The organism is Amycolatopsis sp. NPDC006131, from assembly GCF_040614175.1.
Classification (GTDB): Bacteria; Actinomycetota; Actinomycetes; order Mycobacteriales; family Pseudonocardiaceae; genus Amycolatopsis_E; species Amycolatopsis_E tucumanensis.
The window spans coordinates 1-15801 of sequence record NZ_JBEXTX010000147.1 but is presented as its reverse complement, the minus strand read 5'-3'; the positions used below and the strand labels follow the sequence as shown (position 1 = coordinate 15801).

Here is a 15801-nt window from a genome sequence, read left to right as displayed (position 1 = left end):
TTGTTTTTGCTGGTGTTTGCCGTTGTCAGCGAGCGCGGCGGGCCAGGCGCTCGGCCCGCAGGCGTTCGTCCTGGCCCGGCGGCCCGCTCAGGCCTCCTGAACGCCCGGCCGCCGGTCCTCCACGACGTAGCTGGCGCGCGTGCTGATCGGCGCGCCCGGCTTCGTCACGTACGGCACGACCCGGAAGTCGCTGCGCCACCGCTGCCGGTTGACGTTCACCCGCACGTAGCCGCGCTGGGCGTTGAAGAACTTCATGTGCGGGTTGGCCGCGAGAAAGTTCGTGCCGTCGGTGTTCATGTCCGCGCCGTCGCCGCCGCTGGTGATCGAGGTGCCGACGAACTCGCTGCCGACGGTGGCCGAGCCCGGGTCGGCGTAGTCGCGCTTGAGGTCCCAGGCGTAGTTCTGGTGCCGGTCGCCGGTGATCACGACCAGGTTGCGCACGTCCCGGTCCTGCGCCGCGGCCAGCACCTTGTTGCGCTCGGCGACGTAGCCGTCCCACGGGTCCAGCCACACGTCCACCGGCGCGCCCGGGTCGCGGTCGGTCTGGCCCATCGGCGCCTGGTTGCCCAGCACCTGCCAGCGCGCCTTCGACCGGGAGAACCCGTCGATGAGCCACTCCCGCTGCTGCGGGCCGAGCAGGGTGCGCTCCGGGTCGAGCCGCTCGGTGCAGGTGGCCGAGTTGCCGTCGCCGCAGGGCTGGTCGTCGCGGTACTGGCGGGTGTCCAGCATGGTGATCTCGGCCAGCTGCCCGTAGGACAGGCGGCGGTGCAGCCGCACGTTCGGCCCGGACGGCATCTGCGTGTGCCGGTAGGGCAGGTTCTCGTAGTTGGCCTGGAACGCCTGGGCACGGCGCTGCCGGAACACGGCCGGGTCCTGGTCGGGCTCGGTGTCGGCCTGCGAGATGTCGCCGGCCCAGTTGTTCTCGACCTCGTGGTCGTCGATGGTGTGGATCCAGGGGAAGCGGGCGTGTGCGGCCTGCAGCGGCGCCTCCGCCTTGTAGAGCGCGTACTGCAGGCGGTAGCGGGCGAGGTCGAAGGTCTCGGTCTTGAACTTGTCCTCGACGGTCACGCCGCGCTTGTTGGTGCCCACGCCGGACTCGTACAGGTAGTCGCCGAGGTGCACGACGAAGTCCAGGTCCTCGGCGGCCATGTGCTCGTAGGCGGTGTAGTAGCCGTCCTGCCAGGCCTGGCAGGAGGCGAACGCGAAGTTCAGCTCCCGCGGCGACGACCACAGCGCCGGGGCGGTGCGGGTGCGGCCGACCATCGAGATCTCGCCGCCGACGCGGAACCGGTAGAAGTACTCGTGGTCGGGCGCCAGGCCGGAGATCTCCGGGTGCACCGAGTGGCCCAGCTCGGGGGTGGCGATCGCGCTGCCCCGCCGCACCACGGCGCGGAACCGCTCGTCGTGGGCCACCTCGTACTCGACCCGGACCGGGACCGCGGGCATCCCGCCCGCGCCGTCCGCGGCGAACGGTTCCGGGGCGAGCCGGGTCCACAGCACGACTCCGTCGGGGGCCGGGTCGCCGGAGGCGACGCCGAGCGTGAACGGGTTGGTCCCCTTGACGGGGCTGGCGTAGGCATTCGCCGCCGTCCAGGCGCCGGTGCCGAGCAGCACCGCCGCGGCTCCCGCCCCGCTGAAGCCGAGGAACCGGCGGCGGGACAGGTGGTTCGGGCGCACGACCATGTGAGGTCCTCCTGTGGTGGGATGGGAGCACCAGGATGCTCACGGCCGGACATGGCCGTCAGCGTCCGGACGGGCGAACCACAGGTGAACGGAAACGATCAACTCGAATGTTCCGGATTCTCTTCTACCAGCCGGAGATCCCGCCCAACACGGGCAACGCGATCCGGCTCGCGGCCAACTCGGGCTGCCAGCTGCACCTCGTCGAGCCGCTGGGCTTCCGGTTCGAGGACAAGCACCTGCGCCGCGCCGGGCTGGACTACCACGACCTGGCCGACGTGCACGTGCACCCGGACCTGGACAGCGCGTGGAAGGCGCTGCTGCCGGCGAACGTGTACGCGTTCAGCGCCGGCGCCACCCGGTGGTACACCGAGGTGGCGTACCAGCCGGGCGACGTGCTGCTGTTCGGGCCCGAATCGTCCGGGCTGCCCGCCGAGGTGCAGGACGCCCCGCAGGTCACCGACCGCGTGCGCGTGCCGATGAAGCCGGGCGTCCGCTCGCTCAACCTGGCCAACACCGCCGCCATCGCGGTGTTCGAGGCCTGGCGGCAGCAGGGTTTCCCCGGCGGCGTCTAGCGGTGCTCGTTCACCGGCGCCGTGGACAGCAGGTCGTCGCGGTAGTCGGCGGGCAGCTGCTGCGCCAGGTCGTCGAACTCGCCCTCGCTCACGCCCGCCTTCAGCGCCGCGACGACCGCGCGGGCGTGCTCGCGGGCGCCGTCCTGGGTGCAGCCGTGGCCTTCCGCGTCCATGACGCGCCGGTAGAACTCCTCGACGCCGAACGACGCGCCCTCACCGGTCTCGGGCAGCGCCTCCTTGATGCCGGCGGGCAGCTGTCCGGCCAGGTCACCGGGCTCACCGCCGGCGAGCCGCTGCCCCAGCACGGTCAGGGTCGCGCGGGTGGCGTCGGCGGCGTGCCCGGCGTCCTCCAGCCCGGCGGTCCGGCGCACGGCGGCGACGATCTCCTGTTCCTTCATCACACCTCCCGGTGAACTCGTCTCCGCAAGGCGCATACCCGGCCGCCGCGGGCCTGACACGTCACCCGGCCTCCGGGGGCGCCACCGCCGCCAGCCCCCACGCCTCGCGGAACGCAGAGACCGTCAGCCACGCCAGCCGGGCGTTCACCGCGAACAGCTGGCGCACCGAGGTGAGCGTGTCGAAGGAGGCGTCGCCTTCGCTGTCCCGGCCGCGCGCCAGCTCGGCCTCGCCGAAGCCGTCGCCGAAGACCTCCCGGATCGTGCCCAGGTAGTAGAGGTAGCCGAGGGTTTCGAGCTGGACCCGGCGCAGGCCCTCGTCGTCGCCGGGCGAGACGGGCGGTCGCGTCGCCGCCTTCAGCAGGACCGGCGCGTCCGGCACGGCGTGCGCCTCGACGTGCCGGACCAGCTCGCTGGCCCGCGCGTGGTCGTACGCCTCGCGCGCGACGACCGTGCGCAGCCCGGCGAGCTTGCCCTTCAGGTCTTCGTCGACCACCCGGCGGCACACCGCGTCGAGCGCCCCGGGCTCCGCGGTCACCAGCCGCGCGACGCGGATCAGCTCCCGCGGCAGCCCGCCGGCCAGGCAGTGGCAGAGGCAGACGAACGGCTCGGGCAGGCCCAGCACGCGGGCGCCGAGCACGGCGCTGGCGTCCGGCAGGCGCAGGTGGTCCAGCCGGAAGATCATGTCGAAGGCGCTGTCGAACGCGTCCCGCACCGGCAGCCCGCGCCGTTCGAACGACGCGAGCGCGTCCTCCGACACCGACACCAGGAACAGGAACCCGGGCACGTCCAGGTTGAACAGGGCCTTGACCTCGTTGACGAAGTCCTGCGCCTCCTCCGGCGAGAGGATCTTGTCCAGCTCGTCGAGCACGATCACCACCGAGGGCGTGGCGATGTCCGGCAGGCGGGAGACGCAGTCGATCGTGGTGCGGAGGAACTCGCCGAACTCGTGCACGATCTGCGGGTAGCTGCGCGGCTGGCGGGTCAGCTCGCGGGAGTCGCTCAGCCCGGTCTCCGCGCCGAACAGCAGGCCGACCTTGCCCGACCACCCCGAGGTGTGCTTCTGCTGGAACTCGATGCCGTCCAGGGTTTCCCTGGCCAGGTCCCGCAGTCCGGGCAGGTCCCGCGGCCTGCGGGTGAGGGCGGGCGCGGGCGCCGGCGTGAACCGGCGCCGCCGCGCCAGGTACAGCACGGTCACCCCGGCCAGCACGACGACGAGCGGCCACCACATGGCCGACAGCCAGCTGCCGAGGTCCTGGCGCGGCCCGTTGACCGCGGCCGCGCCGACGAACCCGACCACGACCCACAGGACGACGGCGGCCAGCAACGGCGCGGCGGGCCGCAGCAGCGCGAGCCGCTCGGTCCACCGCGGCGGCCGGTCCTTGATCCGCGCGGCGCAGAACCCGAGCACCTCGGCGCAGGTGCGCGCGAAGAGGTGGAGGACGAACTCGCGGGCGTCGTAGCGCACCGGGACGCTTTCCAGGACCACGATGTGCTGACGGCCCGCCTCGAGGAACCGGCCCGCCTGGTAGGCCTCCAGCAGGGTCGACTTGCCCGCGCCGCGCGGCCCGGCCACACCGATGGCCCCGCCGCTGATCCCGCTGGTGAGCCGGCGCAGCCGGGTGAACGCGGCGGTGTCGACGATGCGGTCGCCCGCGCGCATCAGCCCGAGCCCGGCGCGGTTGAGCTCCGGCAGCACCGTGCTGAACGACGGGTTCACTGCCTCGTTCAGGTGCCGAGTGACCGCCGGGAGCACCGCGCGCATCGCCGCGGACAGCCAGTCCCGCTCGGCCTCGCCGACGCGCACCCGCAACGCGTCCCGCGTGGCGGTCCACTTCGCACTGCCGCGCCGGTCCGGGTCCTGCGACAGCCGGGCGGGCACCAGCCCGGGGCTCAGCGACAGCGGGCCGCCCAGCACGAGGACCAGCAGGGTGACGCCGTCGGCGAGCAACCACACCTGCCAGTCCGGCCACGGCAACGGAATCACGTGCGACAACAGGAGGTAAGCCGCCACCGCGGCCACCGCGGCGGTGAGCGTGGTCCGCGCGACCACCGGCGGCGGGATGCGGCGTCCCGGCTCCTCGTCCTTCTCCGGGCTGAAGGTCGCCAGGCACGCCGTCAGGAGCACGAACCCGGCGGCCAGCCCGGCCAGCACCCACACCACGGTGGCCCAGAACGGCCCCATCGCCGCCTTCGACGACGGCCACAGCCGCCACAACACCAGCAGGAAGGTCGTCGCGATCGCGGTCGTCACCGGGAAGCCGGCGCCGGCCCGGGCGGGCTTGCCGGTGAACCTCGTGCCTGCCCTGGCGATCAGCCGGTGGGCCCACCGCAGCGAGAACCCGCCCACCACCGCCCCGGCCAGGAAGATCCAGAACCGCGCGCCGCCGCTCAGCGACGTCTGGCCGAGCTGCCAGGCCGCGAGCGGGAACACCAGGCCCGGCCACATCGCGGCGCCGGTGAGCGCGTGGCCCTTCCGGTCCCGGGCCGACGGCGTTCGCACGGCCGGGGTGGCGTCGCGTTGCTCGTGGTCGGCCAGCGCCTGCCGGGCCAGCCGCAGCCCCGCGATCTCCGGGTTGGTGTACCGCAGGATGCCCTGGCTGCCGCGCAGCACCGCCGAGCGCACGTGCGCCCGCACGCCCGCCCGGTCGGCCTCGGCCACGCGACGGCCGAACTCGGTGGCGACCGAGGGGTCATCCAGGGCTACGTCGACGAGGTCCGGCAGGCGATCGCGGAGTTCCGAGACCAGCGCATCCGGGACGGCGCCCGCCGTGTCGCCCGGTGCCCCGGCGGACGCCTCGTGCAGTGCGGTCATGATCGAGCACTGTATCGGCGCGCCGGCCGGACGGCCCGCGTTTCGGCGGATCTAGGTCCCGACGGTCCGGCTGCGGCTGGCCCGCCGGCCGCGGCACCAACCTCACCGCACAACACACCTACGGCAGGCGCTGCCCCACGAACAGCGACGTGCCCGCGGCGGCGACGAGGGCCAGCGTGCCGAGCAAGACCCACGGCCTGCTGGCGTCGGCTTCCTTCATCTCGTAGCCGATCTGCTCGCCGAGGTCGGCGTAGACCTCCTTGAGCTGCTCGGCCGAGCCCGCTTGGTAGAACTGCCCGTCGGAGAGGCGGGCGACCTCCTGCAGCGAGCCGTCGTCGACGTCCACCGGCACCTCGCGGCCGTCGATCTCGACCGTGCCGTGGCTGGTGCCGAAGGAGATGGTGGAGATCGGGACCTGCTGCTTGCGCGCCTCCTGCGCCGCGGTGAACGCGCCGCGCGGCGCGTACAGGTCGTCGGGCACGGTCTGCTTGCCGTCGCTCATCAGCACGATCCGCGCGGGCGGCGGCCCGTCGGCGCCGCCGACCACCGCCGAGAAGCCCTGGATCGACTGCAGCGCCGCGTAGATGCCTTCGCCGGTCGCGGTCGACTGGGCCAGCTTGAGGTTGTCGATCGCGCTGACCACGCTCTGCCGCTGCGTCGTCGGCGCCACCAGGACCGTCGCGGTGCCCGCGAACGACACCAGGCCCAGGTTGATGCCGGGCGTGAGGCCCTGCGCGAACTGGGTCGCCGCGTCCTGGGCCGCCTTGATGCGGGACGGCCTGACGTCGGTGGCCTCCATGGACAGCGACACGTCCACCACCAACATCACCGTGGCGCGGTTGCGCGGCACCTTCTGCTCGGCAGTCGGCCCGGCCAGCCCGACGGTCAGCAGCAGCAGCGAGACGATGATCAGCGCGGCCGGCAGGTGCCGCGGCCAGCCCTGCGAGCGGGGCGCGATGCGGTCGAGCAGTTCGAGATTGGTGAACCGCATCGTGCGGCGGCGCCGGGCGCGCTGCGCCAGCACGTAGCCGACCGCGACCGCGGCGACCACGAACAGCAGCAGGAACCACCAGGGCGCGCTGAATCCGGAGAGGCTCACGCGACGCCCCCGCTCCACCGCCGCTTGCGTGCCACCACGAACCGCACGGTGTCGGCGATCCAGTCGGAGTCCGTGCGCAGCACCAGGTGCGCCGCGCCGGCTTGCCGCAGCGCCCGCGCCACCTGGTCGCGGTGCGCCTGCGCGGCCGCGGCGAACTCGCGCCGCAGCAACGCCGAGGCCCGCACCTCGCGTTGTTTGCCGGTCTCCGGGTCGGCCAGCACGATCGTGCCCACCTCCGGCAGGTCGACGTCGCGGGGGTCGATCACCTCGATGCCGATGAGGTCGTGCCGCGCGGACAGCGCGCGCAGCGGGCGCTGCCACCCGGTGCCGCCGAGGAAGTCGGACACCACGACGACGAGACCGCGCCGGCGCGGCGGCCGGCGCAGCTGCTCGACCATGGCGGCGAGGTCGCCCCGGGTGCCCTCGGCCGCGCGCGGCATCTCGGCGATCTTGCGCAGCAGGTTGCGGGCGTGCGCGCGGCCGCCGCGCGCCGGGACGCGTTCGGTCTGATCGCCGTTGGAGAACACCGCGCCGAGCCGGTTGCCACCGCCGCCGGTCAGGTGGGCGATCGCGGCGACCGCGCACACCACCAGGTCGCGCTTCTCGGACAGGGCGGTGCCGAAGTCCAGGCTCGCGGACAGGTCGGCGGCCACCCACGTCTCCAGCTCGCGGTCGGCGACCGTCTCGCGGATGTGCGGCTCGGTGGTGCGGGCGGTGACGGCCCAGTCCATGCGGCGCACGTCGTCGCCCGGCTGGTAGGGCCGCGCCTCGCCCGGCTCGGAGCCGGGGCCGGGCACGAGACCGAGGTGGTTGCCCTGCAGCAGGCCGTCGAGCCGGCGGCGCACCTCGAGTTCGAGCATGCGCAGGCCGGCGTCGAGCCGTTCACCGCGGAGCACGGGCGGCGCCCACGCGGGCCGGGCGCTGCCGTCGCCGGTGTTTCCCCTGGCCACTACCGCCCCGGGGTCCCGTTCGGCAGCGGCTGGGCCGGACCGCCCTGCGGCCGGGCGGAGACCTGCGGCAGCGGCACGGTCTGCAGCACGCGGGTGATGATGTGGTCCAGCGGCACGGCGTCGGCGAGCGCGTCGTAGGACAGCACGAGCCGGTGGCGCAGCACGTCCGGCACGACGTCGACGACGTCCTGGGGCAGCACGTAGTCGCGGCCGCGGACGAGCGCGAGCGCGCGGGCGGCGGCGATGATGCCGAGGCTGGCGCGCGGCGAGGCGCCGTAGGACACCCAGCCCGCGACGTCGGCGAGGCCGTGCTCGGCCGGGGTGCGGGTGGCCAGCACCAGGCGCACCACGTAGTCGACGAGCGAGTGGTGCACGAACACCTTCGCGGCGACGTCCTGCAGCCGGACCAGCTCGGCCGGGCTGAGGACCTCGTGCGGCTCCGGCGGCGTGACGCCCATCCGGTAAATGATCTCGCGCTCCTCCTCCGCGGAGGGGTAGTCGACGATGATCTTGAACAGGAACCGGTCGCGCTGCGCCTCCGGCAGCGGGTAGACGCCCTCGTTCTCGATCGGGTTCTGGGTCGCGAGCACCAGGAACGGGTCGGGCATCGGGAAGGTCTTGCCGCCGATGGAGACGTGCCGTTCGGCCATCACCTCGAGCATCGCGGACTGCACCTTGGCGGGCGCGCGGTTGATCTCGTCGGCGAGGACGAAGTTCGCGACGACCGGGCCGAGCTCGACGTCGAACTTCTCGCTGCCCTGACGGTAGATGCGGGTGCCGAGGATGTCGGCGGGCACCAGGTCGGGCGTGAACTGGACGCGCGAGAACGAGCCGCCGACGACGCGGGCGAGGGTCTCCACCGCGAGGGTCTTCGCCACGCCGGGCACGCCCTCCAGGAGCAGGTGCCCCTTGGCCAGCAGGCCCACCAGGAGCCGCTCGACGAGCCGGTCCTGCCCGACGATCACCCGCTTGACCTCGAACACGGTGCGCTCGAGCAGCTGCGCGTCCCGCGCGGGGGTCGCGGACTGCTGTTGCCCGTTCGCGCCCTCCGGGTAGCGGGGCTCGGTCACGGTTCCCTCCTCGCTCACGTTCACCTCTGCGCTGCGACCGTACTAGCCGACCGGGCGCGGGAGGTCGCCACGGTAGTCAACTCGCTCAGCGGTGTGACGACTGTGAACTGCCGGACGGCGTCAGGCCAGGCGGTCGAGGTCCCGCGGCGTGTCGACGTCGGCGCACTCCCCCGGCGCGGCAGGAACCTCCACGATCTCCAGGTGGCCGAGCACGCGGCGCAGGGCAGCCCCGTGCGGTTCGGCGGGCAGGGCGGCGCGCAGGCTCGCGGTGCGCCACACGCCGATGAGCCACTGGCGGCGGCCGGTGTCGTCGGTGAGCAGGGCGCCGTCGGCGTCGCCGAGCGCGGCGGTGAGCCGCTCCACTGTGGACGGTGTGACGCCGGCCAGGTCCCCGGCGAGCAAGACGACGCGGCTCGCCGAGACGTGCCGGAGCCCCGCGGCGACGGCGGCGACCGGCCCGCCGCCCGGCGGGTCCTCCCGCGCCCAGCGCACGCCGGTGATCCCGTCCCGCGCCGGCCCCACCACGACGACCGGATCGGCGCCGGCGACCGCGTCCAGCGCGCGGCGCAGCAGGGGCCGCCCGCCGACCGGCAGCATGGGTTTGTCCACACCGGACATCCGGCGAGCGGAGCCTCCCGCGAGCACGACGGCGGCCAGGTCGGTCACGCCGCCCAGGCTAGCCCCGCCGGTGCCGCCGTCGCCGGGGTGTGTCTCACAGAGGGTTCCGGCTGGCGGCCGGCGCGCCGCCGGCGGACTTCGACGCGCCGCTAGCCGACCAGGCGCGTCGCGAACGGCATGATGTCTCCGTAGCGCACCCGAGTCACCCGCACGGTCAGCCCGGACTGCGGGGCCTCGATCATCATCCCGTTGCCGAGGTACAGCGCCACGTGGTGGATGCCGCTGCGGCCCCAGAACAGCATGTCCCCGCGCCGCATCTGCGCCAGCGGCACCCGCCGCCCGGAGGTGTACTGGTAGCCGCTGTAGTGCGGCAGCGCCTTCACCCCCGCGAAGGCGTAGATCATCAGCCCGGAGCAGTCGAACCCGACCTTGCGGTAGTCGCCGTAGGCGTCGGCCACGCCGCCGTCGCGGATGCCGCGCGTGGGGCCGTAGGCGTTGCCGCCGCCCCACGCGTACGGCACGCCGAGCTGCGACATCGCCCGCGCGACGACCCGCTCGATCGTCGCGGACGCCGAACCCGACGCGACCGGCGGCGGCGACGGCCTGCCGGCGTTCCCGCCGCCGCTGGGCTGCGAGTTGGACGCCTGCGCCGCGGCCAGCGCCGCCTGCCGCGCCTGCTCCTCGTCCTCGCGCTGCTTCTGCGCGAGCCAGTCCTCGTAGCGCTGCCGCTGGCCCTGCAGCCCGCTGACCCGCTGCTGCGCCTCGAACAGCTGCTGCTCGACCGTGGTCTTCTGCGCCACCAGCTGCGCGTTCTGCGCCGCCTGGTTCTGCTGGGCCTGCACGGCCACGGCCTGCGCGGAATCGGCGGTGATCTTCGCCCGCGCGGCCTGGTCCTGCGCCTGCTGGGCGAGCTGCAGCGCCTGGCGCGCGGCGGCGTCCTTGTTGGACTTGTCCGTCTGCGCCTGCTGCATCATCTCCAGCGCGTTGAGCTGGCTGCCGCTGACGGCTTCCAGCAGCTGGGCGCGGGCCAGCAGGTCCTTCGGGCTGCTCGCGCCCAGGTAGGCCGAGATCGACCCCATGGTGCTGCCCTGCTGGTAGCTGCTGGAGATGAACGCGTCGAGGTTCGCCCGGGCCGCGTCGATCTGGGCCTGCGCGGCGTCGGCCTCGCGCTTGGCCGCGTCCGCGTCGCGTTGCGCCTGGTCGGCCGCGTCCTGCGCGGCCTGCAGGTCGACCAGCGCCTTGTTGGCCTCTTCCATGCGCAGCTCGACCGTGCTCTGCAGCTCGTCGAGCCGCGACTCGGCCTCGGCGAGCTGGTTGGTCAGCTGCCCGACCTCGCCTGCCTTGGCGTCGGCGTCGCGCCGGCTCGCGCTGATCTCGGAGTCGCTCGGGTTCGGCGGCGGTGGCGGCACCGCGGCGGCCGGCCCGGTCGCGATGGACACCACCACGAGCGCCAGCGCCCCGGCCCCCAGCCAGCGGCGCGCTCTCCGGCCCTGGTCACCCACGCCCTCGACTCCCTCCCGCGGACAGACTTCCCCACTGCATCGCGAACTGTGCCACCCGAGTCACTCGCAGACCAGGTGTCACACGCGGCACAGCTGCAACTTTCACCCCAACCGGGGATCCTCCGGGCGTTCCGGCGCGTCGGAGGAGCGTGCAGAGATCGCGAGTCGGCCCCGCCGTCGCCACGCTGGGCCTGGCCCTGGTGGTGGCGGGCACCTTCCTGCCCTGGTTCCGGTCGGGGTCGGTCAGCCGGAGCAGCTACGCGGCGGCCGGCCTGGCCGACCGGCTGGCGCTGCTCGACGACCCGCTCGCCGGCACGGCGCTGCGGGCGTGGGTGGCCGTCCCGGCGCTGGCGGCGGCGTGCCTGGTGCTGCTGGTCTGCGGTCTGGCGCGCACCGGCGCAACGTTGACGGCCCTGCTGGCGATTACCGGGGGAACCGTCGCGCTGATCGCCACTGTCCAAGCGGGCGGAACCACGGGGGTGGTCTCCGTCGCCCTGGCCGGGCCGGTGACCACGCTCTGCGGTTCCGCCCTCGCGCTGGCCGGCGCGGTCGGCACCTTCATCACGGCGAGAGCAGGTAGAACACGGTGAGCACGCCTCCCCAGGACGGTCAGTGGCCGTACCAGCAGAACCACTACCCCGGGCAGCAGTACCCGCAGCAGCAGTACCCCGGGCAGCCGTACGGCCAGGGGTACCCGCAGCAGCAGTATCCGCAGCAGCCGTACACGCAGCCCTTCCAGCAGCTGCCGCCCCAGCAGCCGCCGAAGCGGGGCCGCCGCGGCCTGATCATCGGGCTCGTCGTCGCGCTCGTCGTGCTGCTCGGCGGTGGCGGCACGTGGTTCGCGCTGTCGCAGCGGAATTCGATCGCCTCCGGCGCGGCCACTCCGACCGAGGCGGCGCGGAACCTGGCGACCGCGCTGAGCGGCAGCGACGTGGTCGGCATGGTCGGCGCGCTCGCGCCCGCCGAGGCGAAGCTGCTCACCGAACCGATCGGGCAGACCACCGACGAGCTCAAGCGCCTGGGCATCCTCAAGCCGGACGCGAACCCCGAGGCGCTGACCGGGATGCAGGTCAAGGCCGAGAACCTGACGTTCGACGAGGCGGGCGCGGAGCAGGTCAACGACCACCTGACGATCACCAAGCTCAGCGGCGGCACGATCACCGTCACCGCCGACCCGTCCAAGCTGCCGCTGTCGGACAAGCTGATGGAGCAGATGCCGGCGGGTGAGGGCCCGCAGACCGAGACGATCGACATCGCCGACGAGGTCGCCGACTCCGGCGAGCCGATCCGCATCGCCACGGTCAAGGTCGACGGCGAGTGGTACCCGAGCCTGCTCTACACGATGGCCGACTACGCGCTGCGGGACGCGAACGAGCAGTGGCCGTCCACCTCGATCCCGGCGCGCGGCGCGACCAGCCCGAACGAGGCGGTCAAGCAGCTCGTGCAGGCCGCGCTCGACGCCGACGTCACGCGCGTCATCGAGCTGCTGCCGCCGGACGAGATGGCAGTGCTGCACGACGCCGGCCCCGCGCTCGTCGCCGCCGCGGCCGAGGACGCCGAGCCCAGTGGCGCGAAGCTGCTCGACCTGCGGACCGAGACCTCCGAGGTGCCCGGCGGCACCCGCGCCACCGTCACCCACGTGCAGATCCAGGGCCCGGACGGCGAGACCTACACCGTGACGAAGAAGGGCGACTGCTACGAGGCGACCGGTGAGGGCCGCACCGAGGAGCTGTGCGCCGACTACCTGGCGGACACCCTCGAGGACGAGGTCGGCTCGTCGGTGCCCGAGGAGGTCACCCAGGTCCTGCAGCACCTGTCGAGCGGCATCCTCGGCCAGGGCCTCGGCGTGATCACCACCGAGGTGGCCGGGCAGCACTACGTCAGCCCGCTGCGCACGTTCAACGAGCTGGGCCTGACCGTGCTGCGCAGCCTGCAGCCGGAGGACATCACCGCGCTGCTGCGCCTGGCGGAGTAGCGCGAAGCAGATCACACCGCTGCCTGGGCGGGTCGCGTTGAAGTCAAAAAAGGACAAGCGTACTGTTTGCCGTGTGGGAGCCTGCGCCGTCCCCGCGTCTGCGGACGCGAGCCGCGTGCGCCAGACTCGCGACAGACAGACCCGAACCGAACTGACGGCGACGACCCTGCCCAGGGAGTTAGACGTGACCGCACCAGCCAGCAAGGACAGCTTCGGCGCCCGCGACACCTTGAAGGTGGGTGACGCCTCGTACGAGGTGTTCCGCCTGGACAAGGTGTCCGGGTCCGAGAAGCTGCCCTACAGCCTGAAGATCCTGCTCGAAAACCTCCTGCGCACCGAGGACGGCGCGAACATCACCGCCGACCACATCCGCGCGCTGGGCAACTGGGACCCGACCGCCGATCCGTCGATCGAGATCCAGTTCACCCCGGCCCGCGTGATCATGCAGGACTTCACCGGTGTTCCCTGCGTGGTCGACCTGGCCACCATGCGCGAGGCCGTCACCGACCTCGGCGGCGACCCGGACAAGGTGAACCCGCTCGCCCCGGCCGAGCTGGTCATCGACCACTCGGTGATCATCGACGTGTTCGGCCGCGCCGACGCCTTCGAGCGCAACGTCGAGATCGAGTACGAGCGCAACCGCGAGCGGTACCAGTTCCTGCGCTGGGGTCAGGGCGCGTTCGACGAGTTCAAGGTCGTCCCGCCGGGCACCGGCATCGTGCACCAGGTCAACATCGAGCACCTGGCCCGCACGGTCATGGCGCGCAACGGCCAGGCCTACCCCGACTCGTGCGTGGGCACCGACTCGCACACCACGATGGTCAACGGCCTCGGCGTGCTGGGCTGGGGCGTCGGCGGCATCGAGGCCGAGGCCGCGATGCTCGGCCAGCCGGTGTCGATGCTGATCCCGCGCGTCGTCGGCTTCAAGCTGACCGGCGAGATCCCGGCCGGCGTGACCGCGACCGACGTGGTGCTGACGATCACCGAGATGCTGCGCCGCCACGGCGTGGTCGGCAAGTTCGTCGAGTTCTACGGCGAGTCCGTCGCCCAGGTGCCGCTGGCCAACCGCGCCACCATCGGCAACATGAGCCCGGAGTTCGGCTCGACCGCGGCGATCTTCCCGATCGACGACGAGACGATCCGCTACCTCAAGCTGACCGGCCGCTCGGCCGAGCAGGTCGCGCTGGTCGAGGCCTACGCCAAGGAGCAGGGCCTGTGGCACGACCCGAGCCGCGAGGCGTCCTACTCCGAGTACCTGGAGCTGGACCTGTCGACGGTGGTGCCGTCGATCGCGGGCCCGAAGCGCCCGCAGGACCGCATCGAGCTGACCGACGCGAAGTCCGCGTTCCGCAAGTCGGTGCACGACTACGTCGAGGAGCAGCACCCGACGCCGCACACCAAGGTCGACGAGAAGGTCGAGGAGTCCTTCCCGGCCAGTGACGCGCCGAGCCTGTCCTTCGCGGACGAGGACGCGGAGCCCGCGCTGCAGTCGGCCGCGAACGGCGCGTCGGGCCGCCCGTCGAAGCCGGTCACGGTGCGCTCCGAGGAGCGCGGCGAGTTCGTGCTCGACCACGGCGCCGTGGTGATCGCCTCGATCACCTCCTGCACCAACACCTCCAACCCGTCGGTCATGCTGGGCGCCGCCCTGCTGGCCCGCAACGCGGTGGAGAAGGGCCTGTCGGTCAAGCCGTGGGTCAAGACGTCGATGGCGCCGGGTTCGCAGGTCGTCACCGACTACTACGAGAAGGCCGGCCTGTGGCCGTACCTGGAGAAGCTGGGCTACCACCTGGTCGGCTACGGCTGCACCACGTGCATCGGCAACTCCGGCCCGCTGCCCGAGGAGATCTCGGCCGCGGTGCAGGAGAACGACCTGACCGTGGTGTCGGTGCTGTCCGGCAACCGGAACTTCGAGGGCCGGATCAACCCGGACGTGAAGATGAACTACCTGGCGTCCCCGCCGCTGGTCATCGCCTACGCGCTGGCCGGCACGATGGACTTCGACTTCGAGGAGCAGCCGCTCGGGCAGGACTCGGACGGCAACGACGTGTTCCTGCGCGACATCTGGCCGTCGCCGCAGGAGATCCAGGAGACCATCGACTCGGCGATCACGCAGGAGATGTTCTCCAAGGACTACGCCGACGTGTTCGACGGCGGTGAGCGCTGGAAGTCGCTGCCCACCCCGGAGGGCAAGACCTTCCAGTGGGACCCGGAGTCGACCTACGTGCGCAAGCCCCCGTACTTCGAGGGCATGCAGGCCGACCCGGAGCCGGTCACGGACATCAAGGGCGCCCGCGTGCTGGCGAAGCTGGGCGACTCGGTGACCACCGACCACATCTCCCCCGCCGGCGCCATCAAGGCGGACTCGCCCGCCGGCCGGTACCTGGCCGAGCACGGCGTGGACCGCAAGGACTTCAACTCCTACGGCTCCCGGCGCGGGAACCACGAGGTGATGATCCGCGGCACCTTCGCCAACATCCGGCTGCGCAACCAGCTGCTGGACGACGTGCAGGGCGGCTACACCCGCGACTTCACGCAGGAGGGCGCGCCGCAGGCGTTCATCTACGACGCCGCGCAGAACTACGCCAAGGCCGGCATCCCGCTGGTCGTGCTGGGCGGCAAGGAGTACGGCTCGGGTTCGTCGCGTGACTGGGCCGCCAAGGGCACCCGGCTGCTCGGCGTGCGTGCCGTGATCGCCGAGTCGTTCGAGCGGATCCACCGGTCCAACCTGATCGGCATGGGTGTCATCCCGCTGCAGTTCCCGGAGGGCGAGTCGGCCTCGTCGCTGGGCCTGGACGGCACCGAGACGTTCGACTTCGAGGGCATCACGAAGCTCAACGAGGGCGAGACGCCGCGGACGATCAAGGTGACCGCCACGAAGGAGGACGGCACCAAGGTGGAGTTCGACGCCGTGGTGCGGATCGACACCCCGGGTGAGGCGGACTACTACCGCAACGGCGGCATCCTGCAGTACGTGCTGCGCAAGATGACCCGCGCCTGACGGTTTCCGTTGGAGAAGCGCCCGGGGGCCCCGCGCCCGGGGGGGGGGGTTGGTTTGGGGGGGCAGCCGGGGGCGTGTTTGGTTTGCCGCCCCCGCCCCCCCCCACCCCCCCGCCAACAACCGG

General features: G+C 72.7%; 12 protein-coding genes. 4 read left to right on the top strand and 8 right to left on the bottom strand.

Going from position 1 to position 15801, the window contains the following annotated elements:
- Positions 1-87: 87 nt before the first annotated feature.
- Positions 88-1683 (bottom strand): alkaline phosphatase D family protein, encoded by a 1596-nt coding sequence (locus ABZ215_RS39830; protein WP_354709221.1) that lies wholly within the window; start codon positions 1681-1683, stop codon positions 88-90.
- 107 nt (positions 1684-1790) lie between these two features.
- Between ABZ215_RS39830 and ABZ215_RS39825 the strand changes: the two genes are divergently transcribed.
- Positions 1791-2255 (top strand): tRNA (cytidine(34)-2'-O)-methyltransferase, encoded by a 465-nt coding sequence (locus ABZ215_RS39825; RefSeq protein ID WP_020418445.1) that lies wholly within the window; start codon positions 1791-1793, stop codon positions 2253-2255.
- Here ABZ215_RS39825 and ABZ215_RS39820 read toward each other — a convergent pair.
- From ABZ215_RS39820 to ABZ215_RS39790, 7 genes are all read right to left on the bottom strand, one after another.
- Entirely contained in the window at positions 2252-2653 is a 402-nt protein-coding gene (locus ABZ215_RS39820) for a DUF2267 domain-containing protein (RefSeq protein WP_020418446.1), read from the bottom strand. The genes ABZ215_RS39825 and ABZ215_RS39820 overlap by 4 nt on opposite strands.
- A 61-nt stretch (positions 2654-2714) precedes the next feature.
- Entirely contained in the window at positions 2715-5465 is a 2751-nt protein-coding gene (locus ABZ215_RS39815; RefSeq protein ID WP_354955840.1) for a transcriptional regulator, read from the bottom strand.
- 118 nt (positions 5466-5583) lie between these two features.
- On the bottom strand, positions 5584-6564 hold the full coding sequence (locus ABZ215_RS39810; RefSeq protein WP_354955838.1) for a VWA domain-containing protein: 981 nt from the start codon (positions 6562-6564) through the stop codon (positions 5584-5586).
- Positions 6561-7514 (bottom strand): DUF58 domain-containing protein, encoded by a 954-nt coding sequence (locus ABZ215_RS39805; RefSeq protein WP_020418449.1) that lies wholly within the window; start codon positions 7512-7514, stop codon positions 6561-6563. The genes ABZ215_RS39810 and ABZ215_RS39805 overlap by 4 nt, the downstream gene beginning before the upstream one ends.
- Positions 7514-8584: a MoxR family ATPase gene (locus ABZ215_RS39800; protein WP_354955836.1), complete on the bottom strand. Its 1071-nt coding sequence runs from the start codon at positions 8582-8584 to the stop codon at positions 7514-7516. Before ABZ215_RS39800 ends, ABZ215_RS39805 begins: the two co-directional genes overlap by 1 nt.
- A gap of 120 nt (positions 8585-8704) precedes the next feature.
- A complete protein-coding gene (locus tag ABZ215_RS39795; protein ID WP_354955834.1) occupies positions 8705-9250 on the bottom strand; it encodes a molybdenum cofactor guanylyltransferase in 546 nt (181 codons plus the stop codon).
- 101 nt (positions 9251-9351) lie between these two features.
- Positions 9352-10704, bottom strand: coding sequence for an NlpC/P60 family protein (locus ABZ215_RS39790; protein ID WP_237335796.1), 1353 nt, complete (start codon positions 10702-10704; stop codon positions 9352-9354).
- A 149-nt stretch (positions 10705-10853) separates the two neighbouring features.
- On the opposite strand from ABZ215_RS39790, the gene ABZ215_RS39785 reads away from it, so the two are divergent.
- The 3 genes from ABZ215_RS39785 to acnA all read left to right on the top strand — a co-directional run bounded on the left by ABZ215_RS39785 (position 10854) and on the right by acnA (position 15677).
- Entirely contained in the window at positions 10854-11294 is a 441-nt protein-coding gene (locus ABZ215_RS39785) for a hypothetical protein (RefSeq protein ID WP_027935933.1), read from the top strand.
- Positions 11291-12679: a flagellar basal body protein FliL gene (locus tag ABZ215_RS39780; protein ID WP_354955832.1), complete on the top strand. Its 1389-nt coding sequence runs from the start codon at positions 11291-11293 to the stop codon at positions 12677-12679. The genes ABZ215_RS39785 and ABZ215_RS39780 overlap by 4 nt, the downstream gene beginning before the upstream one ends.
- Before the next feature lie 184 nt (positions 12680-12863).
- Positions 12864-15677 carry an aconitate hydratase AcnA gene (gene acnA / locus ABZ215_RS39775; RefSeq protein ID WP_237335793.1) on the top strand — a complete coding sequence of 938 codons (2814 nt, stop codon included), beginning with the start codon at positions 12864-12866 and terminating at the stop codon, positions 15675-15677.
- Positions 15678-15801: the final 124 nt, after the last annotated feature.

What these genes read in the sequence shown, in the direction of transcription:
- ABZ215_RS39830 (WP_354709221.1), bottom strand. Translation starts at nt 1,683, where the DNA reads ATGGTCGTGCGCCCGAACCACCTGTCCCGCCGCCGGTTCCTCGGCTTC.
- ABZ215_RS39825 (WP_020418445.1), top strand. Translation starts at nt 1,791, where the DNA reads ATGTTCCGGATTCTCTTCTACCAGCCGGAGATCCCGCCCAACACGGGC.
- ABZ215_RS39820 (WP_020418446.1), bottom strand. Translation starts at nt 2,653, where the DNA reads ATGAAGGAACAGGAGATCGTCGCCGCCGTGCGCCGGACCGCCGGGCTG.
- ABZ215_RS39815 (WP_354955840.1), bottom strand. Translation starts at nt 5,465, where the DNA reads ATGACCGCACTGCACGAGGCGTCCGCCGGGGCACCGGGCGACACGGCG.